This window comes from Ornithinimicrobium sp. (assembly GCF_030537745.1).
In the GTDB taxonomy this organism is placed as follows: Bacteria; Actinomycetota; Actinomycetes; order Actinomycetales; family Dermatophilaceae; genus Ornithinicoccus.
The window spans coordinates 12,932-33,968 of the sequence record NZ_JAUNVI010000004.1; the positions used below are offsets into that span (position 1 = coordinate 12,932).

The 21,037-nt window shown below is 68.4% G+C and carries 19 protein-coding genes; 6 read left to right on the forward strand and 13 right to left on the reverse strand.

Annotated features, from left to right (window positions below):
- The first annotated feature begins 41 nt into the window (after positions 1–41).
- Complete coding sequence (locus Q4P07_RS01575) at positions 42–974, forward strand: RDD family protein (protein WP_303373137.1); 933 nt, start codon at positions 42–44, stop codon at positions 972–974.
- Here the strand turns inward: Q4P07_RS01575 and Q4P07_RS01580 are convergent.
- Positions 962–2,122, reverse strand: coding sequence for an adenosine deaminase (locus tag Q4P07_RS01580; RefSeq protein WP_303373138.1), 1,161 nt, complete (start codon positions 2,120–2,122; stop codon positions 962–964). The genes Q4P07_RS01575 and Q4P07_RS01580 overlap by 13 nt on opposite strands.
- A 76-nt stretch (positions 2,123–2,198) precedes the next feature.
- Here Q4P07_RS01580 and deoC point away from each other — a divergent pair, with 76 nt between their 5' ends.
- The gene (deoC, locus tag Q4P07_RS01585) at positions 2,199–2,966 is read left to right on the forward strand and encodes a deoxyribose-phosphate aldolase (RefSeq protein ID WP_303373139.1); all 768 of its coding nucleotides are present in this window, start codon (positions 2,199–2,201) and stop codon (positions 2,964–2,966) included.
- A gap of 45 nt (positions 2,967–3,011) precedes the next feature.
- Here the strand turns inward: deoC and Q4P07_RS01590 are convergent, their stop codons facing one another.
- Positions 3,012–4,301 carry a thymidine phosphorylase gene (locus Q4P07_RS01590; protein ID WP_303373140.1) on the reverse strand — a complete coding sequence of 430 codons (1,290 nt, stop codon included), beginning with the start codon at positions 4,299–4,301 and terminating at the stop codon, positions 3,012–3,014.
- A complete protein-coding gene (locus tag Q4P07_RS01595; protein WP_303373141.1) occupies positions 4,294–5,058 on the reverse strand; it encodes a hypothetical protein in 765 nt (254 codons plus the stop codon). The genes Q4P07_RS01590 and Q4P07_RS01595 overlap by 8 nt, the downstream gene beginning before the upstream one ends.
- Before the next feature lie 51 nt (positions 5,059–5,109).
- Between Q4P07_RS01595 and Q4P07_RS01600 the strand changes: the two genes are divergently transcribed.
- Positions 5,110–5,757, forward strand: coding sequence for a hypothetical protein (locus tag Q4P07_RS01600; RefSeq protein ID WP_303373142.1), 648 nt, complete (start codon positions 5,110–5,112; stop codon positions 5,755–5,757).
- A 13-nt stretch (positions 5,758–5,770) separates the two neighbouring features.
- On the opposite strand, the gene Q4P07_RS01605 is transcribed toward Q4P07_RS01600, so the two are convergent.
- The 8 genes from Q4P07_RS01605 to Q4P07_RS01640 form a co-directional block, all read right to left on the reverse strand.
- Positions 5,771–6,211, reverse strand: coding sequence for a cytidine deaminase (locus tag Q4P07_RS01605; RefSeq protein WP_303373143.1), 441 nt, complete (start codon positions 6,209–6,211; stop codon positions 5,771–5,773).
- 30 nt (positions 6,212–6,241) lie between these two features.
- A complete protein-coding gene (locus tag Q4P07_RS01610) occupies positions 6,242–7,552 on the reverse strand; it encodes an ABC transporter permease (protein WP_303373144.1) in 1,311 nt (436 codons plus the stop codon).
- Complete coding sequence (locus Q4P07_RS01615) at positions 7,549–8,895, reverse strand: ABC transporter permease (RefSeq protein WP_303373145.1); 1,347 nt, start codon at positions 8,893–8,895, stop codon at positions 7,549–7,551. The genes Q4P07_RS01610 and Q4P07_RS01615 overlap by 4 nt, the downstream gene beginning before the upstream one ends.
- On the reverse strand, positions 8,892–10,622 hold the full coding sequence (locus Q4P07_RS01620; RefSeq protein ID WP_303373146.1) for an ABC transporter ATP-binding protein: 1,731 nt from the start codon (positions 10,620–10,622) through the stop codon (positions 8,892–8,894). Before Q4P07_RS01620 ends, Q4P07_RS01615 begins: the two co-directional genes overlap by 4 nt.
- A gap of 113 nt (positions 10,623–10,735) precedes the next feature.
- Positions 10,736–11,893 carry a BMP family protein gene (locus Q4P07_RS01625; protein WP_303373147.1) on the reverse strand — a complete coding sequence of 386 codons (1,158 nt, stop codon included), beginning with the start codon at positions 11,891–11,893 and terminating at the stop codon, positions 10,736–10,738.
- A gap of 164 nt (positions 11,894–12,057) precedes the next feature.
- Positions 12,058–13,317 (reverse strand): amidohydrolase, encoded by a 1,260-nt coding sequence (locus tag Q4P07_RS01630; protein WP_303373148.1) that lies wholly within the window; start codon positions 13,315–13,317, stop codon positions 12,058–12,060.
- Between the two features lie 48 nt (positions 13,318–13,365).
- The gene (locus Q4P07_RS01635) at positions 13,366–14,949 is read right to left on the reverse strand and encodes a methylmalonyl-CoA mutase (RefSeq protein ID WP_303373149.1); all 1,584 of its coding nucleotides are present in this window, start codon (positions 14,947–14,949) and stop codon (positions 13,366–13,368) included.
- Between the two features lie 39 nt (positions 14,950–14,988).
- Positions 14,989–16,077 carry a quinone-dependent dihydroorotate dehydrogenase gene (locus Q4P07_RS01640; RefSeq protein ID WP_303373150.1) on the reverse strand — a complete coding sequence of 363 codons (1,089 nt, stop codon included), beginning with the start codon at positions 16,075–16,077 and terminating at the stop codon, positions 14,989–14,991.
- Positions 16,078–16,119: 42 nt separating this feature from the next.
- Between Q4P07_RS01640 and Q4P07_RS01645 the strand changes: the two genes are divergently transcribed.
- Both Q4P07_RS01645 and Q4P07_RS01650 read left to right on the forward strand, forming a co-directional pair.
- The gene (locus Q4P07_RS01645; protein ID WP_303373151.1) at positions 16,120–17,232 is read left to right on the forward strand and encodes a mannose-1-phosphate guanylyltransferase; all 1,113 of its coding nucleotides are present in this window, start codon (positions 16,120–16,122) and stop codon (positions 17,230–17,232) included.
- Between the two features lie 137 nt (positions 17,233–17,369).
- Positions 17,370–18,530: a glycosyltransferase family 1 protein gene (locus tag Q4P07_RS01650; RefSeq protein WP_303373152.1), complete on the forward strand. Its 1,161-nt coding sequence runs from the start codon at positions 17,370–17,372 to the stop codon at positions 18,528–18,530.
- A gap of 33 nt (positions 18,531–18,563) precedes the next feature.
- On the opposite strand, the gene Q4P07_RS01655 is transcribed toward Q4P07_RS01650, so the two are convergent.
- Complete coding sequence (locus Q4P07_RS01655; RefSeq protein ID WP_368660237.1) at positions 18,564–19,103, reverse strand: 2'-5' RNA ligase family protein; 540 nt, start codon at positions 19,101–19,103, stop codon at positions 18,564–18,566.
- A gap of 131 nt (positions 19,104–19,234) precedes the next feature.
- Positions 19,235–19,810 carry a LysM domain-containing protein gene (locus Q4P07_RS01660; RefSeq protein ID WP_303373153.1) on the reverse strand — a complete coding sequence of 192 codons (576 nt, stop codon included), beginning with the start codon at positions 19,808–19,810 and terminating at the stop codon, positions 19,235–19,237.
- 229 nt (positions 19,811–20,039) lie between these two features.
- On the opposite strand from Q4P07_RS01660, the gene Q4P07_RS01665 reads away from it, so the two are divergent.
- Complete coding sequence (locus tag Q4P07_RS01665) at positions 20,040–21,032, forward strand: malate dehydrogenase (protein WP_303373154.1); 993 nt, start codon at positions 20,040–20,042, stop codon at positions 21,030–21,032.
- Positions 21,033–21,037 lie beyond the last annotated feature (5 nt).

The following is a 21,037-nucleotide window of genomic DNA, read 5'->3' on the forward strand; positions in this document are numbered from 1 at the left end:
GACGGTGCGGACCGTCCGTGGATCGCACCTAGGATCTGGGTATGGCGAGCAGTGGGATCTTCGCGACCCAGCGGTTCGTGACCAGCGAGGCGGTAGAGATCGAGCTTCCGGCCGCGAGTCTGCCGCTGCGCATGGTGTCCGGGCTGATCGATCTGTTGGTGGCCGCCGTCGGGGTGCTGCTGCTGGTGTGGCTGCTGCCCGCGCAACTTTTCCTCCAGGACGCCGCGCTGGGACAAGTCTTCGCGATCGTGCTCATGGTGGTCGTGATGGCCGCACTGCCGATCACCCTGGAGACCACGCTGCACGGGCGCACGCTGGGCAAGCTCGCCCTGGGGCTGCGCACCGTCCGGGACGACACCGGACCGATCGGTCTGCGGCACGCGACGATCCGTGCCCTCGCGGGCACGTTCGAGCTGTGGCTAACCCTGGGCGCCGTGGCGCTCATCGTGGCCGCGACCAACGAGCGCGGCAAGCGGCTGGGTGACTTCCTGGCCGGCACCTATGTGGTCCGGGACCGGGTCCGGTTGTCCATCCCGGCGGCGCCCGGCATGCCCGAGGGCCTGGCCGGATGGGCGCAGCAGGCTGACATCGGCGTGTTGCCGGACACCCTGGTCGTGGCGGCCCGGCAGTTCCTCACCCGCGCCGACAGCCTCTCCCCCGCCGCCCGCACCGAGACCGGCAACGAGCTCTATCTAGCGCTGCTGGACCGGGTCGCCCCCGCGCCCCCACCCGCGGCACCGGCTGACCAGGTCCTGGCCGCCGTCCTGGCTGAACGCCGCCGCCGCGACGAGCTCCGCCTGGCCCGGGACGACCGCCTCCGCGCCCGCCTCCTCCCCTCCCCCCCCCCCCCCGCCCGTCGCCCCCGACACACCCGACGGTTGCCCCAGCCACACCGGACGGTCGTTCGTGCCACACCGGGCGGTCCCCCCGGCCACACCGGAGTGCCGTGCCGTGCCTCGCGTCAGCGGTCGTAGGCGGGCTTGAGCACGTCTTCAATCATCTGCAGACGCTCGTCGAACGGCAGGAAGGCCGACTTCATCGCGTTGACCGCCATCCGGCGCAGGTCTGCGAGGTCCCAACCGGCCCTGTCCACGAGCAGCTGCGCCTCGCGGGTCATTGAGGTAGCGCTCATCAGCCGGTTGTCCGTGTTGAGAGTCACCCGGAAATGCAGGTCCTTGAGCAGGCTGATGGGGTGCGCTTCGATGGAGGGCGCGGCTCCCGTCTGGACGTTGCTGCTAGGACACATCTCCAGCGGGATCCGCCGGTCCTTGACGTAGGCCGCGAGCGGTCCGAGCTGGAAGGCTGAAGGATCGTGCGCGGAACGGGCCAGCGCGGCAGGCAGATCCTCGGTCACCGCAACCCCATCGAGGGTGATGTCGTCGACGATCCGGACTCCGTGACCCAAACGTTCGGTACCGCACCACTGGATCGCCTCCCAGATGCTGGGCAACCCAAACGCCTCACCGGCGTGGATCGTGAAGTGGGCGTTGTGCTGGCGCAGATAGTCAAACGCCGGAAGGTGTCGCGTGGGTGGGAAGCCGTCCTCGGCGCCGGCGATATCGAAGCCGCAGACCTCCGCGCCCAGGTGCCGGACGGTCAGCTCCGCGATCTCCGTGGAGCGCGCGGCATGACGCATAGCGGTGAGGATGGCGCGCACGGTGATCCGCATCCCCGATCCCGCCGCCTCCTCCTCCCCTTCACGGAAGCCACGGTTGACGGCCTCCACGACCTGATCCAGCGTGAGCCCGGCGGTGAGGTGCTGCTCAGGCGCATAGCGGACCTCGGCGTAGACCACTGCGTCCTCGGCCAGGTCGACAGCGCACTCCCGAGCGACGCGGGTGAGTGCATCGACAGTCTGCATCACCCCCACCGTGTGGTCGAAGGTCTGCAGGTAGCGCACCAGCGACCCCGAGTCCGCCGACTCGGCAAACCATCTCGACAACGCACCGATCTCTCCCGCCGGCAATGCCTCATACCCCTGCTCCTGCGCGAGGGCGAGCACGGTCGAGGGGCGCAGCCCTCCGTCAAGGTGGTCGTGGAGCAGGACCTTGGGCAGCGCGGCGACATCGAGGGCGGACGACGCGTCGCCTACACCAGGAGAGGGCGGGGAAGACGTGGGCATGTGCTCGATCATAGGGACCAGGTATGGCGCGCCGGTGGCACCGTGGTCTGCGCCGCCACCGGCCTAGAATCACGCTATGTCGAACATCTACGCTCCCGGGAGCACTCTGACCGTCCAGGACGTCGCGGACCTGATCGACCACGCGTTGCTCAAGCCGGAGCTGACTCCGCAGGAGGTTGAGGAGTCCTGCCGTGAGCTCGCGCAATCCGAGATCTGGTCGGTCTGCGTCCGGCCTTGTGACGTCGCGCTCGCGCTCTCCGCGATCGAGGGGCACAAGACGCAGGTCTGCACGGTGATCGGTTTCCCCCACGGCACGACCTCGACGGCTGCCAAGGTCGCCGAAGCCAAGCAGGCCCTCACCGACGGGGCGACCGAGCTAGACATGGTGCTCAACATCGGGCGGTTGCGCGGCGGTGATCTTGACGCGGTCCGCGAGGACATCGCCGCGGTCGTCGAGGTCGGCCACGAGGAGGGCGCCATCGTCAAGGTCATCTTTGAGACCGCGCTGCTCGACGACGAGCAGAAGATCGCGGCCTGCCGGGCGAGCCAGGCGGCGGGAGCCGACTTCGTCAAGACCTCGACGGGCTTCGCCGGCGGGGGCGCGACGATCCCTGACGTGCGGCTCATGCGCGCCAACACCGACCCGACGATGCAGGTCAAGGCCTCCGGGGGGGTCCGGACGATCGACGCCCTGCTCGCGATGTGCGCCGAGGGCGTGACCCGCATCGGCACCTCGTCGACGGAGGCGCTGCTCCAGGGTGCTCGCGAGCGAGCGGCTGCCGGGACGTTGGTCGTGCCGGAGGCGGGTGGCGACCCAGCGCCGAACCACGGCAACGGCTACTGACGCGGGCAGAGGACGTGGCCTACTGACGGACGGTCAAGGCGACCCTCACCGGACGTGGTCGATGACGATCGACCCCGGGGCGGTCAGCTCGCTGGCGGCTCCGATGCTCCAGGAGCCCTCCAGTGCCTCAAGGGCGCGTCCGAAGCGTCCTGGGGTGTCCGTGTGCAGGGTCATCAACGGCTGGCCCTTGGTCACGGTGTCTCCTGGCTTGGCGTGCAGCTCAATGCCGGCTGCGGCCTGCACCCGGTCCTCCTTGCGTGCCCGACCGGCCCCCAGACGCCACGCCGACACCCCGACGGCGAAGGCATCGAGCCTGGTCAGCACACCGTCGGCACTGGCGACGATCTCCTCGGTCTCTTTCGCCGTCGGCAGCGGTGCGTCCGGGTCACCATCCTGAGCCTGGATCATCGCGCGCCACACATCCATGGCGCGTCCGTCCTGGAGCGCATCGGCCGGGTCGACATCGGTCACGCCGGCACCGGCGAGCATTTCGCGAGCCAGAGCCAGGGTGAGATCGATGACGTCCTGGGGGCCGCCACCGGCGAGCACCTCCACGCTCTCGCGGACCTCCAGTCCGTTGCCTGCGGTCAGGCCCAGTGGAGTCGACATGTCAGTCAGCAGCGCCACGGTGTGCACGCCCGCGTCCTGGCCGAGGGCCACCATCGTCTCGGCCAGCTCCCGGGCGTCGGCCTGCGTCTTCATGAAGGCTCCCGAACCGACCTTGACGTCCAGCACCAGCACACCGGTGCCTTCGGCAATCTTCTTGCTCATGATCGAGGAGGCGATCAACGGGATCGCCTCGACGGTGCCCGTGACGTCGCGCAGCGAGTAGAGCCGCTTGTCGGCCGGTGCCAGGCCCGAGCCGGCAGCGCAGATGACGGCACCGACATCCTCGAGCTGGTCGAGCATCTCCTCGTTGGACAGCGCCGCGCGCCAGCCCGGGATCGCTTCGAGCTTGTCCAGAGTGCCACCCGTGTGGCCCAGCCCGCGGCCCGACAGCTGAGGCACGGCGACACCGCAGGCGGCGACCAGCGGCGCCAGCGGCAGGGTGATCTTGTCGCCCACCCCACCGGTGGAATGCTTGTCAGCGGTCGGTCGGGACAGCGAGGAGAAGTCCATTCGCTCACCCGAGGCGATCATTGCCCCGGTCCAGTCGCTGATCTCCCGTCGCGACATGCCGTTGAGCAGGATCGCCATCGCGAGCGCGGCCATCTGCTCGTCCGCGACGACCCCGTGGGTGTAGGCGTCGATCACCCAGGCGATCTGCTGCGGTGAGAGTTCACCCCGATCGCGCTTGGTCCGGATGATGTCGACGGTGTCGAAAGCCTCACTCATGGCGCCCAGTCTGGCCCATCGCGTCGCACGCTGCGGCGATTCGCGCGGCGAGGGCCGCGTCGACGGTGCCTCGACGTCCCTGATCGAGAGCCTTGGCGACGTCGCTGCGCAACTTGTCGACGGCCGACCGCGAGGCCCGGTCGCCCGCCGACGAGACCGCGAGCGACTGGCGGACCTGATCCACTGCCAGGCTCAGGCGGGTCAGCACCTGCCCCACCCGTTGTTGGTTGTCCCCGTCGCGCGCCTCGACCAGGTCTCGCCCAGCTTGCGCGATCTGCATCCGACCCAGAGTCACTGCGGGATCCATCGACGCGGTGCCGAAGGCCGGTGGCAGCACCGGAGGCGTGACGGCGTATGGCGAGAGGGCCGGTTGCCCCGAGGGTGCCGGCAGCGCGGGCCGCCCGGCAGACCCCATGGCGGCTGGAGTGCCGCTCTGTCTGGGGCTGCCAGGGTAAGTGGGGACGTCGATCCGCGGCATGCCCTTGCCCACCTGCGGCGGCACCGGACGGCCCTGCGTCGGAGGGCCCTGCGGCGGCAGGCTGGTCGGGGGGCGGGCCGTGCTCATCGGGTCAATGGCTTCCCCGGGCCGGGGACGGGGCTGCCTCAGCCTTGCCGACCTGCCGAAGATCACGTAGAAGATGAACCCCATCATGAGCAGCGGCGCGATAGAGCCGAGGCCGCGGCCGCCGACCTGAAGCAGGAAGTAGATGCCGGCCACCCACACCCACCACGGCAACTGGGGCAGGTTGCGCTTCATCGTGAACCTCCGTTGCATCGTCGTCGAGCGTGGTGTGACATCCTGTGCCGCGTGCTCATCGCTGACATCATGGCTCTTATTGTCCCTCCTGTGACGCAACTGCTGCGCCGCGCGCAGTCCGGAGATGGGACGCTCCAGCCGCAGCCGATGTTCCCGACCATCATCGCAATCCGCAACGACAGAGTGGTCGCCGCGGTCTCCTCACCCCGCATGGCCGCCACCCTGAGCTGCGCCCAGACGTTGGCCGTGGGGTTGGACACGCAAGCCCTGGTGCTGGCGGCGGAGGCAGGCATCTCCGGGTCACGTGCGCTGGCCTACTCCGTGATGACACGGGAACGTCAGGCTAAGTTCGTCCTGCAGCAGGTGCACGATGAGGGCGCGGACGTGCAGTTTTCCACACCGATCGATGGCGGTGAACCACCGGACCCGACGATCTTCACAGCCCTGGCGCAGGCCGTCGGCCAGCCACCGATGGACGTCACTACCGTGCTCCGCAAGGACAAAGGCGGCACCTTCGGCGACCGGGCCTTCCTGACGCCAGAGCACGGTCGCGTCGTGGTCGACGCCGGGACCATCAAGACACTGCAGGAACGGGTCGACCAGATCGGCGGTCAAGCGCTCTATGTGGCGCGCAGCCCAGAGGCGGCCAAACTCGCGCTCGAGGCCGGCCTGCCCCGTCGATGCCTGCTCGGAGACTGACCCGCGCCGAGCATCAGGACCCGGCAGTAGCGAGGTCCTGCGGCCCGAAAGCCTGGGGTAGGACCTCGTCCATCGCGAGCACGCCGGTCGGAGTCTGCAGCAAGCAGGAAGCGCCGCCGTGCTCCCAGAGGAGCTGGCGGCAGCGACCGCAGGGCATGATCGTGGCGCCCCGCCCATCAACGCACCACACCGCGACGAGACGGCCTCCGCCACCGGCGACGAGGTCGGAGACCATGCCGCACTCGGCGCACAGCGTCACCCCGTAGGCAGCGTTCTCCACGTTGCAGCCGCGCACCACGCGGCCGTCGTCGACGAGGCCGGCCACTCCGACGGGATAGTGCGAGTAGGGCGCATAGGCCCTCTCCATCACCTCCACGGCGGCAGCACGCAGCCCGTCCCAGTCGATCTCGCGATCCTCCACGACATACCTCAACTCTTCAGTGTCAGCGGGCACCTGGGCCCTTCAAGCAGGATCGGGGACGACTCAGCCCTTGGTGTAGGGGATGCCCTCCGCAGCCGGTGGGCGCACCCGCCCGACGAACCCGGCGACCGCGAAGATCGTGATGATGTAGGGCAGCATCAGCAACAGTTCCGAGGGGACCCCGCTGCCGATCGTCGACAGCACATTGCCGAGGTTCTTGGAGAAGCCGAACAGCAGCGCGGCGGCGACGGCGCCCCAGGGGTTCCACTTGCCCAGGATCATCGCCGCCAGCGCGATGAAGCCGTTGCCGGCAGACATCTCTCGACCGAACGCCAACCCGGAGCCGACGGTGAAGAAGGCACCGCCCAGTCCGGCGACAGCACCACCGAGGATGGTGTTCCAGACTCGGCGCACGTTGACCTTGATGCCCACCGTGTCGGCTGCCTTGGGGTGCTCGCCCACCGCGCGGGTGCGTAGGCCCCAGCGGCTTCGGAAGAGCATGAACTGGAGCAGGAAGATCATCGCGAACATCATGTAGACCAGGATTGTCTGGTTGAAGAGCACCGGGCCTAGGACCGGGATCTCCGCCAAGACCGGGATCCGCAGCTTGGGCAGTGGCACGCGGGAGTTCCACACCGCCTTGTTGTCGGACAGCACGGTGGAGAAGAGGAACCCGGTCAACCCGATGATCAAGGTGTTGAGCACGACGCCGGTGATGATCTGGTTGACCCGGTAGGTCACCGAGAACCACGCCAGGACCGCGCCGACGGCAGCCCCCGCGATCGGGGCCGCCAGCAGGCCCGCATAGGCGTTGCCGGTCGCGGACGCGACGACCGCGGCGGCGAACGCCCCGAAGAGCAGCTGACCCTCGATCGCGATGTTGATGATGCCCGAGCGTTCGCAGATCACGCCGGACAGCGAGCCGAACACCAGGGGCACGGACAGCGCCAGTGCCCCAGCCAGCAGCGAGACCATCGGGATCACCGAGGTCCTGCCCGCACCGGCGTAGGTGAGGAAGCCGACGACGAAGCCGACGCCGACGAGGATGTGCAGCCAGGCGGGCGGGTTGATCCGCTGCCGGACCAGCAGGAAGCCCCATACGGCGGCCGCCGCGATGAGGACGGTGAGCAGCACCGCCGTCATCAGCGAGGGAACCGGGAGGTTCGGGATGGTGAACCACTCGGACCGGGAGCTGAACTGGAACGTCGTCTTGGCATCCGCGGGGATCCCTCGCAGCAGGGCGAGCAAGATCAGGGCGGAGAGCACGTAGACGATCGGCGTCTTGAAACTGACCTTGGGGCGTGCCAGCGCGGGCTCGGCAGCTCCCGTGGGCGTCGACGGGGTCCTCCTCTGGGTGTCGACCGGCGTGCTCATGCGGTCACCTCCGTCGTGGTGGGGCGTGCAGGTCGCCGCTTGCGGGGTCGGGCGCCAGGGGCAGGCAGCCGGAAGACGGACCGGACCAACGGCGGGGCCGCGATCAGCAGCACGATTAGGGACTGGACGACGAGCACGATGTCGATCGGGGTCTGCGTCAAGGACTGCATCAGGAAGCCGCCTGCCTTGAGCGCCCCGAACAGGAGTCCGGCAAAGAACGTGCCCCACGGCTTGGACCGCCCCAGGAGCGCGACCGTGATCGCGTCGAAGCCGTAGGAGGCAGCGACACCGGCCGTGAGCGAACGTTCGGTGCCCAACACCTGACCCGTGGCCGCCAGACCCGCCAGGGCACCGGCCAGGGTCATGGTGATGATCGTGATCCTGCCGACGGACATGCCGGCCGTGCGGGAAGCTGCCGGGTTGGCGCCGGTGGCACGGATCTCGAAGCCGATCGTCGACCTCTCCAGGAGCCACCACACGAAGATGGTCGCCAGGATCGCGACGACGAATCCCCAGTGCAGCCGGAAGCCGTTGTCGGGCAGGAGCCACTGCGGGATCAGCTTCGGATACATCGCGTCGGCACCGACCTGTGGGCTGCGTTGACCGGTCCGGCCCGGATTAAACGACGCGGTCTTCAGGACGTAGCTGATGAGATAGAGCGCGATGTAGTTGAGCATGATCGTGGTGATGACCTCGTTGGCGCCGAACTGCGCCTTGAGCCAACCAGCCATGCCACCCCAGATGGCGCCACCGATCAAGCCTCCCAGGATCGCCACCAGCAGGTGGACGACCGGAGGCAGATCGAACGCAAACCCGAGCCAGGCCGCGACGATCGCCCCGACGATGAGCTGGCCCTGGGCGCCGATGTTGAACAGTCCGGCGCGGAAGCCGACCGCGATGCCGAGGCCGGCCAGGATCAGGGGGACCGCGAAGACCATCGACTCGGTCAGCGGCTTGATCATCCCGGCGAAGGTGGTGGCCCGCCAGTCGAAGACCGATCCCCGGAACATCGCGACGTAGGCGTCGCTCATCGCCGTCCACGCGGCGCCGAAGGTGTCCAGGGGACGAGAGAAGAAGTAGCCGGAAGCAGCTCGAGTTTCCTCGTTGGCGAAGGCGATCAGCAGCCCACCAAGGAAGAGGGCCAGCACGATGGCCAGCACTGACATCAGGGCGCTGCCGGACAAGATCTGGTGCAGGACCGAGGGCCGCTCCTCGTCGCGGTGCGTGGGTCCGCCAGGAGTCGGCTCAACACCAACCTGTCCCGGCGGTGCGGCGACGACGGCTTGCTCGTTGCCCGCGTCGGACCCGCTCGGCTGGCTGATGGGGTCGGGCTGTCCAGTCACGGCGCCTCCTCCGGAGTCGTCGGGGCAGTCGGGGCGGGGGGAGCGGACAGCTCAGGTCCGGATAACTGCCCCGGTGGCTGCAAGGTATGGCGATCTGCTGGCTCGTCCTGCTCGGTGGGTCCGTGGTGCTGCAGGGCATCGGGGATGCCGTCCCCGTCGAGGTCGGCCTGACCCAAGATCGAGACGTGCTCGGCAGCTTGGGCCCTGGCCTCTTCCATGGGCACTCCGGCCATCATCAGACCGAGCATGTCCCGCGACACGCCTCCAGCCTCCTGCGCGGCATCGACGATGCCGACGATGCGTCCGCGATACATGACCGCGATGCGGTCGGCGAGGTTGAGCACCTCGTCGAGCTCGGTGGACACGATGAGCACAGGGGTGCCGTGGTCACGTTCGGTGACCATCCGTTTGTGCACAAACTCGATCGAGCCCACGTCGAGACCGCGGGTGGGCTGAGAGGCCACCAGCAGTTTGAGCGGACGGGACATTTCCCGCGCGAGGACCACTTTCTGGGCGTTGCCGCCGGAGAGCGTCGAGAGGGGGTCGCTGACGGAGGTGTAGCGGACGTCGAACTCCTCCGTGCGCATCTCGGCGTTGGCCAGGACGCGCGCAGGGCTCATCGAGATGCCACGGGCGAACGGCTCCGTGTCGTAGAGGTCGAGGACGAGGTTTTCCGCGATGCTGAAGCTGGCGATCACGCCGTCCGTGGAGCGGTCCTCAGGGACGAACCCGATCCCGGAGCGCAGCCGCTCCTTGACGCCCTTGCTCAAAAGGTCCTGGCCGTCGAGCAGTAGGCGTCCGGCGTCAGCCTCCTCCAGGCCGAGGATGACTTCAGCAAGCTCGGTCTGGCCGTTGCCCTGCACCCCAGCGATGCACATGATCTCGCCTGCGCGGACCTGAAAAGAGATGTCGTCGACCAGGAGTGCGCCGTTGGGAGCGATGACCGTGAGCCCCTCGACCTCCAGGACCGCCGCTCCAGGGCTGGCCACCGTCTTCTCGACCGAGAGATTGACCGAACGGCCGACCATGAGGGAGGCGAGCTCGGTCTCCGTCGACGTGGGGCTGGCCTCGCCCACCACCTTGCCGCGGCGGATGACGGTGATGCGGTCGGCGATGGCACGCACCTCCCGGAGCTTGTGCGTGATGAAGACGATGGAGGTGCCCGCCTCCTTGAGCTCCCCCATGATGCCGATCAGTTCGTCAGTCTCCTGCGGCGTGAGCACCGCGGTGGGCTCGTCCAGGATGAGGACCTTGGCGTCACGGGACAGCGCCTTGATGATCTCGACGCGCTGTTGCACGCCGACGGGTAGATCCTCGATCAGGGTGTCCGGGTCGACGTGAAAACTGAACCGCTCAGAGATCTCCCGGACCCGCTCCCGGGCCTCGTCCAGCTTCAGGGAGCCACCGAGCCCGGTCGGCTCGTAACCGAGAGCGACCGACTCCGCGACCGTGAAGACGGGCACGAGCATGAAGTGCTGGTGCACCATACCGATGCCAGCCGCGACAGCGTCGCCAGGACCCTTGAAGGTCACCGGCTCGTCGTCCAGGAGGATCTGGCCGTCGTCGGGGTCATAGAGGCCGTAGAGCACGTTCATCAGCGTGCTCTTGCCGGCGCCGTTCTCTCCGAGCAGCGCGTGGATCTCCCCCGGCTCGACCACGAGGTCGATGTGGTCGTTCGCCACGAGCGGGCCAAACACCTTGGTAATGCCGCGTAGTTCCAGCTTCATTGCTTGGTGCCTTCAGTCGTCAGGACGGGTCACGGGGGTCAGGGTGGGGACAGCCTAGCGGCCCGACCCACAAGGGTCAGGCCGCTAGGACGGTGGGTCGTCAGCCCGGTAGATCAGCGCGAGGTGGGAGCGTTCGGCGTCTCGATCTTGAGGTCGCCGGAGATGATCTGCTGCTTGTATTCCTCGATCTTGTCCTTCAACTCCTGCGACACGTCACCGTCGAAGTCGTGGAACGGCGCCAGGCTGACACCGTCGTTCTCCAAGGTGCCGACGTAGGGCTCATTGGTGAAGCCGCCCTCGAGGGTGTCGGAGATGGTGCCTTCGACGGCCTCGCCGATCTTCTTCACCACGGAGGTCAGCATCAGGTCCTTGTACTCGACGGCGGTCTCGTAGCCGTCAGAGTCGACCCAGATGAGGCGGACGCCGTCGGCGCCAGCAGCGGCGGAGGCAGCACCCAGGCCGACCGGGCCGGCGACGGGCATGACGATGTCAGCGCCCTGGGCGATGAACTGCTCCGTCAGGGTCTTGCCCTGTGACTGGTTCTCGAAGTCGCCGGAGAAGGCGCCCTCCTGCTTGTCCTTGTCCCAGCCCAGGAGCTTGACGTCGGAGCTGTTGTCTTCGTTGTACTTCTTGATGCCGTCGGCAAAGCCGTCCATGAAGATTGCGACCGAGGGGATCTGCAGACCGCCGAAGGTGGCGACCGTGCCGGACTCGCTCATCCCGGCAGCGAGATAGCCAGCCAGGAACGACGCCTCGGCGGTGTTGAAGAGGATCGGCTTGGCGTTGTCGATCTGGATGGGCGCGAAGGTCTCGTCGGAGAAGGCGGAGTCGACCAGCGCGAAGTTGCTGTCGGGGTTGTCGTTGGCTGCCTTCTCGATGGCGTCCTCCAGGAGGAAGCCGACCCCGATCGTCAGGTTGCAGCCCTGGCTCACCATGTTGTCCACGTTCGTGGCGTAGTCAGTGTCGGCCTGCGACTCGACCTCGACGGTCTCGATGCCGAGGTCCGCCTTGGCGGCGTCCATGCCCTCCTTGCCGGACTGGTTGAAGGACTGGTCATCGAAACCACCGGAGTCAGAGACCATGCAGGCCTTGAAGTCAGCAGCCGCGTCCGCGGGCGCGGAGGATGCGCTTGCGCCGGCATCGGAAGACGCGGTGGCGCCAGCGTCGGCCGACGGGCTGGCGGCCGTGTCCGCGGGGGGCGCCTGGCCGCAACCGGCCAGGGCGAGGGAAGCGGCCGCACCAAGGGCCGCAAGCATGTGAACCCGACGCACGGGAACTCCTTTGTTTATGGGGGATTGCATAGGAATCGTAGCCCGGCTCTCGCCCGGTCACACGTCCGCGGCGTGCCTGTCACCAAAAGGTAACGAAGTCGTGACCTAGGGCGACCACTTCAGCCTCAGGCGTCACACTTTCGGCGAGCGGAGACCGCCGACCATCAGGAGAGGCCGTCGGGGCCCAACGAGGTGAACACGCTGCCCGCCAGCACCTTGGCCGCGATCGTCACCGCCGCGTCGTCGACGACGAGATCACCCTGGTGCAGCTCGTAGGTCGGACCCCCCGGGGTCCGAGTGCCCAGCCGACCCATCGCGCCGGGCACCTGGGTGAGGTACCAGCCGAGGTCCTCACCCCCCATGGACTGCTTGGTGGGCACGACCGCGCTCGCTCCTAGCATCGTCATCACGGCCTTCGACATCGCCACGACCGAGGCGTTGTCGTTGTCGACCGGAGGCACACCCTTGATGTAGCGCACGGTCGCCTGCACGCCGTAGGGCGCCACGACGGCCTGCACCACCTCTTCGATGAGGGCCCCGGTGGTGTCCCACGTCTCCGAGTCGAGCATCCGCAGCGTCCCGATGCACTCACCGTGCGTGGGGATGATGTTGGGTGCCGAGCCGGCCCGGACCACACCCCATACCAGGGCGGTCCCCGAACGAGGGTCGAGGCGACGGGAGAGCACGGCCGGCACCTCGGTGACCACCTTACCGAGGGCATAGGTGAGGTCCTGGGTCAGGTGCGGCCGCGAGGTGTGCCCGCCCCGGCCGGTCAACGTGACGTGCACCGAGTCCGAGGCTGCGGTGATCGCGCCCACGCGCAGCCCGATCGTGCCGACATCGATCGAGGGGTCGCAGTGCAGGGCCAGCAGCCGGTCGACGCCGTGCATCCCCCCTTGGTCCATCACCGCGTGCGCGCCGCCCGGGATCGTCTCCTCAGCGGGCTGGAAGATCAGCCGCACCCCGATTCCGCGGGAGATGAGCTCATCTTCCAGTGTCTTGAGGACCAGGCCTGCCCCGAGGACGCCGATGGTGTGGATGTCGTGTCCGCAGGCGTGGGTCACCCCCGGGGTGCGGGAGGCAAACGGCAGGCCGGTGACCTCCTCCAGCGGGAGGGCGTCCAGGTCGCTGCGCAGCGCGATCCGGATCCGAGGCTCGGGTGCGCCTAGATCGACGATCGCTCCGGACCCGGGCAGGGTCGACACCTGCAGGCCGGCCTCGCCGAGCACGTCGGAGATCAAGGACGTGGTGCGCAACTCATGCCAGGACAGCTCCGGGTGGGCGTGCAGGTCGTGTCGCAACGCGATGAGGTCGTGCGCGCGGGCGTCCACCTCCTGCGCAACGCGGTGGAGCAGGCTCGGCCCGGTTGGGGAGATCGGGGCACGCGCCGCAGGCTTGAGCTGGCCGGGGGTCTCGGTGGTCACGTCACATCACTGGTATCAGGGCGGGAGGGGATTACTTGAGAGTACCCCTTAGAAAGTCTCCCTCGGCACGTACTTGCCCCATACCTCCCGCAGCGCGTCAGCCACCTCACCACCGGTCGCCCGGGCCGCCAGCGCGTCCTTGATGGGGTAAAGGACGTTGTCGGAGCCCAAGGCCGCGACCCGCACCTCGTCCAGATGGCGCTGCACGGAGCCATCGTCGCGCTCGGCGCGCAGCCGCTCCAGCCGCTCCGTCTGCGCCTGCTCGAGAGCGGGGTCGACGCGGAGCGGCTCATAGTGCTCCTCGTCGTCGATCGTGTATGCGTTCTGGCCGACGATGACGCGCTCGCCGGAGTCGATCTGCAGCGCGTTCTCGTAGGCGGACTGCTCGATCTCCCCCTTCTGGAAGCCCTGCTCGATGGCGGCCACCGCTCCCCCGCGGTCATCGACCGCCTGGATCAGTGCCAGCACCGCTTCCTCGAGGTCGTCGGTCATCGACTCCACGACATACGAACCGGCGAACGGGTCGACGGTCTTGGTGACGTCGGTCTCGTAGGCGAGGACCTGCTGGGTCCGCAGCGCCAGTCGGGCCGCCTTGGCCGACGGCAACGCGAGGGCTTCGTCGAAGGAGTTGGTATGCAGTGACTGCGTCCCTCCGAGCACTGCGCCCAGCCCTTGCAACGCCACCCGGACCAGGTTGATCTCCGGCTGCTGGGCGGTCAGCTGCACACCCGCGGTCTGGGTGTGGAAGCGCAGCATCATCGACTTGGGATTCTGCGCGCCGAACTCCTCCTTCATGATCCGCGCCCAGATCCGACGTGCCGCACGGAACTTGGCGACCTCCTCCAGCAGCGTCGTGCGGGCCACGAAGAAGAAGGACAGTCGCGGGGCGAAGTCGTCCACCTGCAGACCCGCGTCGATCGCCGCCTGGACGTAGGCCTTGGCGTTGGACAGGGTGAACGCGATCTCCTGCACGGGCGTGGCACCGGCCTCGGCCATGTGGTAGCCAGAGATGGAGATGGTGTTCCACCGCGGGATCTCGGCCTGGCAGTAGGCGAAGATGTTGGAGATCAGCCGCAGCGACTCCGCCGGCGGGTAGATGTAGGTGCCCCGGGCGATGTACTCCTTGAGCACGTCGTTCTGGATGGTGCCGGTGAGCTTGGTGGCGGGGATGCCGTTGCCCTCGGCGACCAGCTGATACATGAGCAGGAGCACCGCGGCGGGGGCATTGATCGTCATCGAGGTGGAGACCTCGTCCAGCGGGAGTCCGTCGAAGAGCAGCCGCATGTCCTCGACCGAGTCGATCGCCACGCCGACCTTGCCGACCTCACCGCTGGCCAGCGTGTGATCGGAGTCGTAACCCATCTGGGTCGGCAGGTCGAAGGCGACGGACAGGCCCCCGGTGCCGTTGGCCACCAGCTCGCGGTAGCGGGCGTTGGACTCCGCGGCGGTGCCGAAGCCGGCGTACTGGCGCATCGTCCAGGGCCGCCCCGTGTACATCGTCGGGTAGGGCCCGCGGGTGAAGGGGAAGGATCCCGGCTCCCCCAATGCGGTGGCCGGCTCAAAGCCGGACTGATCCTGCGGCCCGTAAACCGACTTGATGGGCAGCCCCGACTCGGTCGTCACCTCTGACATGTCTCCCAGCCTACTGGTGGGCCGGCGAGCGCTCCGACATCAGGCGGTGGCCTCGACCGCATCGGCCACCAGAGTCGGGCCCGCGTAGATCAAGCCGGAGTAAAGCTGGACGAGGCTGGCGCCGGCATCGACGAGGGCCCGCGCGTCCGCGCCCGTCATGACGCCGCCGACGCCTACCACGGGCAGGGTCGTCCGGTTCGCGACGTAGGCGACGACCTCCCGGGCCCGTTGGGTGAGCGGGGCACCGCTGAGGCCGCCCGCCTCGGACTCCGCCCGCGTGCGCTCCGAGGGTGCGACCGACTCACGGGACAGGGTCGTGTTCGTCGCGATGACACCACCGACCCCTGCCTCGAGCGCGACCTCGAGGGCCTCCTCGAGCGCGGGATCGCTCAGGTCCGGAGCGAGCTTGACCAGGACGGGGACCTGCCCCGCGGCACGGACCACCGCAGAGAGCAGCTCGCGCAGCGGTCCGGCGTCCTGCAGCGAACGCAGACCTGGGGTGTTGGGGCTGGAGACGTTGACCGCGAGATAGTCGGCCAGCCCTGCCAGCGCGGTCACCGACTCCAGGTAGTCCGCCACCGCCTCCTCGACGGGGGTCGCCTTGTTCTTACCGATGCTCACGCCGACCGGGATCCGGACCAGACCTGCCTCCCGCGCGTCTCGCAGCCGGTGAGCCAAGGCATGCACGCCCCGGTTGTTGAAGCCCATCCTGTTGATCACGGCGTGGGAGTGTGGCAGCCGCACGAGCCTGGGTCGCGGATTGCCGGGCTGCGACCGCGGGGTGACGGTGCCGAGCTCGACGTGCCCGAAACCCAACGACCCCCAGGTCGCGACGCCGCGACCGTCCTTGTCCATGCCCGCGGCCAGCCCTATCCGGTGCGGGAAGCTCAGTCCAAGCAGCTCGATCGGCCCACTCATCGCGGCGTGCGCCGGCCCCACGGCATACCCCGCGAGCACGGTGAGCGCTCGCAGCGGCGCGGTGCGCCCGAGCAGGTCCGCCGCCACGACCGTGCCGTGGTGCGCCGTCTCGGCGTCAAGTCGCCACAGGAGCGGCTTGCCCAACTGGGTGTATGCGGTGGCTCCCGCGTCGCGGGCCAGTCGCCTGATGGGGAGGGCTCGGGACGCCATGGCGACCACCCTACGGCTCGGCGCGTGCCTAGACTTGCCGACATGCCTACTCCCGAGCCGGTCGAGGATGACGTCGCCGACTTCACTGCCGTCATCCCGGCCGGGGGGATGGGGACGCGACTGTGGCCACTCAGCCGGGCCTCCTCCCCCAAGTTCCTGCAGGACCTGACCGGGACTGGCCAATCCTTGCTCCAGGCGACGAGCGAGCGGCTGGCCACGCTCGTGGGAGATCGGATCATCGTCGTGACGGGTGCGCGGCACGAAGACTCCGTGCGAAGGCAGTTGCCCCAGCTGAGCGCCGACAACTTCCTGGTCGAGCCGGCGCCACGGGACTCCATGCCCGCGATCGGGCTGGCCGCCGCCGTGCTCGAGCGACGTGACCCGGAGGCGGTGCTGGGCTCCTTCGCCGCCGACCACCTCATCAGTGACCTGGACGTCTTCGGCGACTGCGTGCGACAGGCCGTCGTCGCGGCGAGGCAGGGCTCGCTGGTGACGCTCGGCATCACCCCGACCTATCCCTCCACCGCGTTCGGCTATATCAAGGTCGGCGACCCCCGGCGCGTGCCCGGGGCCCCGGGCCTGCGCCATGTCGACGCCTTCGTGGAGAAGCCGGACGCAGCACGCGCCACCACCTACCTCGACTCCGGGCAGTACTTGTGGAACGCCGGGATGTTCATCGTGAAGGCGACCGTGCTCCTTGATCTCCTCGCCACCCAGCACCCGAAGATGGTGCAGGTGCTCCGCGCGATCGCTGCCGCGCCCGAGCGCCTCTCCGAGCTGTGGGGGTCACTGGCCAAGATCTCCATCGACCATGCCGTCGCCGAGCCCGCGGCAGCCGCGGGCTTCCTCGTCGTGGTGCCGGCGTCCTTCGCCTGGGACGACGTCGGCGACTTCGCCTCCCTCAGCACGATCCTGTCCGAGTCCGCCGAACAACCGGGGCTGCGCATCCTCGGCGACCCCGCCCTCGTCGTCAACCGGGGCGCCACCGGCGTGGTCGCCGCAGGAAGCGGGCGGACCGTGGTCACGCTCGGGGTCCGCGACATCGTGGTGATCGACACCCCCGACGCCCTGCTCGTGACCACCCGTGAGCACTGCCAGGACGTCAAGCAGGTCGTGGAGACGCTGCAGAGCGTCGGGCGGGAGGACCTGACCTGAGTCGTCATACCCCAGACCTCCTTGGCCCCACCCGCCGTCTGCGGGACGGTCTTGGCCATCCGCTCCTCACCCGACGTTCAGTCGATCACTCCCCTGCGATCACCGGCCCGTCCGCTGCCGTGGAGAGACTCGAGCATGTGCGGGTCGTCATCGTCACCGAGTCATTCCTCCCGGCGCTCAATGGCGTCACGACCAGCGTCTGCAAGGTGCTGGAATGCCTGCGAGACCTTGGTCACGACGCGCTCGTGATCGCGCCGGGCACCAGCCCGTGGAGCCCCACGATGACGCCGGAGCACTACGCCGGCTACCCCGTGCACAGCGTGACCAGCGTCCCGGTCCGACAGTTCCGGGTCGGGCTGCCCTCCTATGAGATCGAGACGGTGCTGCACCGGTTCCGCCCTGACGTCATGCACGTCGCTTCGCCGTTCGTGCTCGGGGTGCGCGGACTGACGGCGGCGAGGGCGCTCGCGATCCCATCCGTGGCGATCTATCAGACCGATATGCCTTCCTACATCAAGCAGCACATGGGCCCGGCCGGCGACCTGACGGCCCGCGCGGCCTGGCGCTGGATCCGGCGGATCCACCAGCAGGCCGACCTGACGCTGGCGCCGTCCCAGGCAGCCCTGGCAGATCTGGCCGCTCACGACGTGCCTCGGATCGGGCTATGGGGACGCGGCGTGGACTCCGACCTCTTCACCCCCGACCGACGCGCCGACCCGGAGACTCGCGCCCTGCGCGCGCGGCTTGCACCCAACGGCGAGACGCTGCTCGGGTATGTCGGACGGTTGGCTCCGGAGAAGGAGCTGCACCGGCTCTCCGAACTGGCCAGGATGCCGGGGACGCGCCTGGTGTTGGTGGGTGAGGGGCCGAGTCGGGAAATGCTCGAGGCACAGTTGCCGGGCGCCGCCTTCTTGGGGCGGCGCGAGGGACTGCAGCTCGCACAGGCCTATGGGGTGTTCGACCTTTTCGTGCACACCGGGACCCGCGAGACGTTCGGTCAGACCTTGCAGGAAGCGGCCGCGGCTGGTCTGCCGGTCGTCGCGCCCGCGCGTGGAGGTCCGCTCGACATCGTGGCGGTGAATATCACCGGGGACCTCTTCGACCCGGACGTGCCCGGCGACCTGGCGGCCACGGTGCGTCCACTGGCGGCCACCACGGAAGCAGCGGCCCAGCGCCGTCACGCGATGGGGCTCGCCGGTCGGGAGAGGGTCAAGGCCCGGTCATGGCCCGCCCTGGTCGATCAGCTCATCGACCATTACTCGATGGCGATCGCGGCCTTCTCCGAGTCGGTGGCCTGAGAGCGGGTCCATCAGGCCCCGACTGCACGGCCCTCACGCCTGGAGCACAAACTCCTCGACAACCTGCCACACGCCGTCGCCGCCGTGCAGGTAGAGCCGGAAGCTGGTTGCCGGGAACCGGCAGGTGAAGGCCGCGAGGTCGGAAAACGCCCCATCCAGCATGGCCGCCGGCTCGTCATGCAGCAGCGTCACGTGGGGGTGGTAGGGAAAGAGCAGATCACGGTGGACCGGTCCGTTGCGGATCGCCTGCTCTAACCGTTCGCAGCTGCTCACCCCCTGGGCGAGCTGGATGAAGACCACGTCAGAAAGGGGCCGAAAGGTCCCCGTGCCGCGCAACTGCACGGTAAACGCGCTGTGGCCGGCCGCGACCGAGGCCAGGTGCCGGCGCAAAGGACACACCTGCTCGGGCTCCACTGGCGTGGGCGGTAGCAAAGTGATGTGGGTGGGGATGTTGCGGGCCCGCTCCTCCCCATAACCCATCCGCGTCTTGTGCAGAAAGCTCCCCCACGGCTCGGGGACCGGGATCGCCACCCCGACCACCGGGGTGGCGCGAGAGGGAGCGGCGAAAGTCACGCGGGCCAGCCTACCTGTGCCATCGCTGCGGTGGCCTCCCTTGGGCGGGGAGCGGCTACCCCACCCAGAAAGGAGTCACAGATCGGGCCTCGCCACATGTGCGGCAAGGCCCGATCTGGTCAAGCAAGGATCTAGTTGTGCGGGATCTTGAAAACCTGGCCGGGGTAGATCAGGTCCGGGTTGTCCAGGTTGTTCAGCTTGGCCATCTCACGCCAGTCCACCCCGTGGCGGGCGGCGATGCCGGAGAGGGTGTCCCCGGAGACCACCGTCACGGTGCGGTGCTCGTCGGCCTTTTTCGCTGCGGCCTCCTTCTTGGCGGCGGCTTCCTTCTTCTCCGGGGCTTCCTTCTTCTCCGCAGCCTCGCGCTCGGCCTTGGCGGTCTTCTCGGCGGCGTCCTCCTGGGCCTTCGCCTTCTTCTCCGCAGCCTCGGCGTCTGCCTTTACGGCGTCCTCCTTGGCCTTGGCGGCATCCTCGACGGTGGTGCTATCGGACGGGTCCGCAGCCTTGCGCGCGGCCTCTTCCGCCTTACGCGCAGCTTCGTCGGCGCGCTGCTGCGCGTCGGCAGCGACCTTGTCCGCCTTCTCGCGAGCCTGCGTGGCAGCGGTCGCAGCGTCGGACTTGGCCTCGGCAGCATCCTTGGCGGCCTTGGTGGCGCGCTCCTTGTCGGATGTGGTGAGCGCATCCTTGACCTTGTCAAAGAAACCCATCGGCAAATCTCCTTCTGGCCGGCGCGGACGGGGTGAGTCCACCCTCGGGTGTCCGAGCCTGGTCCTAGGAGACGTTAACCCGGCTCAGCGGTATCGGCTACTCGGCGGCCCCGCGTCCCCGAGACGAAGACGCGCCGGTGCAGTGCTAGCGTCGGACGCAGCGGCCCCTGCGTCAGTGGAACACACGCGGACCGTCCAGCCCGCACCTCCCACCGAAGGGACCCCCGTTGTGAACACCCCCGTCAAGGTCGCTGTCACCGGCGCGGCCGGCCAGATCGGTTACAGCCTCCTCTTCCGGATCGCCTCCGGGGCTCTCCTGGGCAAGGACACCCCCATCGAGCTGCGGCTGCTGGAGATCACCCCCGCCCTCAAGGCCCTCGAGGGTGTGGTCATGGAACTGGACGACTGCGCCTTCCCCACGCTGGCGAACGTCCAGATCGGCGATGACCCCAACATCATGTTCGACGGCGTCAACATCGCCCTGCTCGTCGGGGCCCGCCCCCGCGGCAAAGGCATGGAGCGCAGCGATCTGCTCGCAGCCAACGGCGCGATCTTCACCGCACAGGGGCGTGCTCTCAACGACCACGCAGCCGACGACGTCCGCATCTCCGTGACCGGCAACCCCGCCAACACCAATGCCCTCATCGCCATGAGCAACGCCCCGGACATCCCCTCCGAACGCTTCGTCGCTCTCACCCGGCTCGACCACAACAGGGCGATCGCCCAGCTTGCCGCCAAGGTCGGGGCACCAGTCAGCGACATCTCGCACATGACGATCTGGGGCAACCACTCGGCGACGCAGTACCCCGACCTCTTCCACGCCCAGGTGCGCGGCCAGAATGCCGTCGAGGTCATCAGTGACCAGGACTGGATCGAGAACACCTTCATCCCCACCGTCGCCAAGCGTGGCGCCGCGATCATCGAAGCACGAGGTTCGTCCTCGGCAGCCTCCGCCGCGTCCGCGACCATCGACCACACCCGCGACTGGCTGACTGGCTCGCCCGAGGGCGACTGGGTCTCCATGGCGGTCAGCTCCGACGGTTCCTACGGCGTGCCCGAAGGCTTGATCAGCTCCTTCCCGGTGACGACCACCGACGGCGGCAACTGGCAGATCGTCCAGGGTCTGGAGATCGACGATTTCTCACGCGGCAAGATCGACGCCACGGTCGCCGAGCTGGAGGACGAGCGCACGGCAGTCACCGAGCTCGGCCTGATCAGCTGACCTAA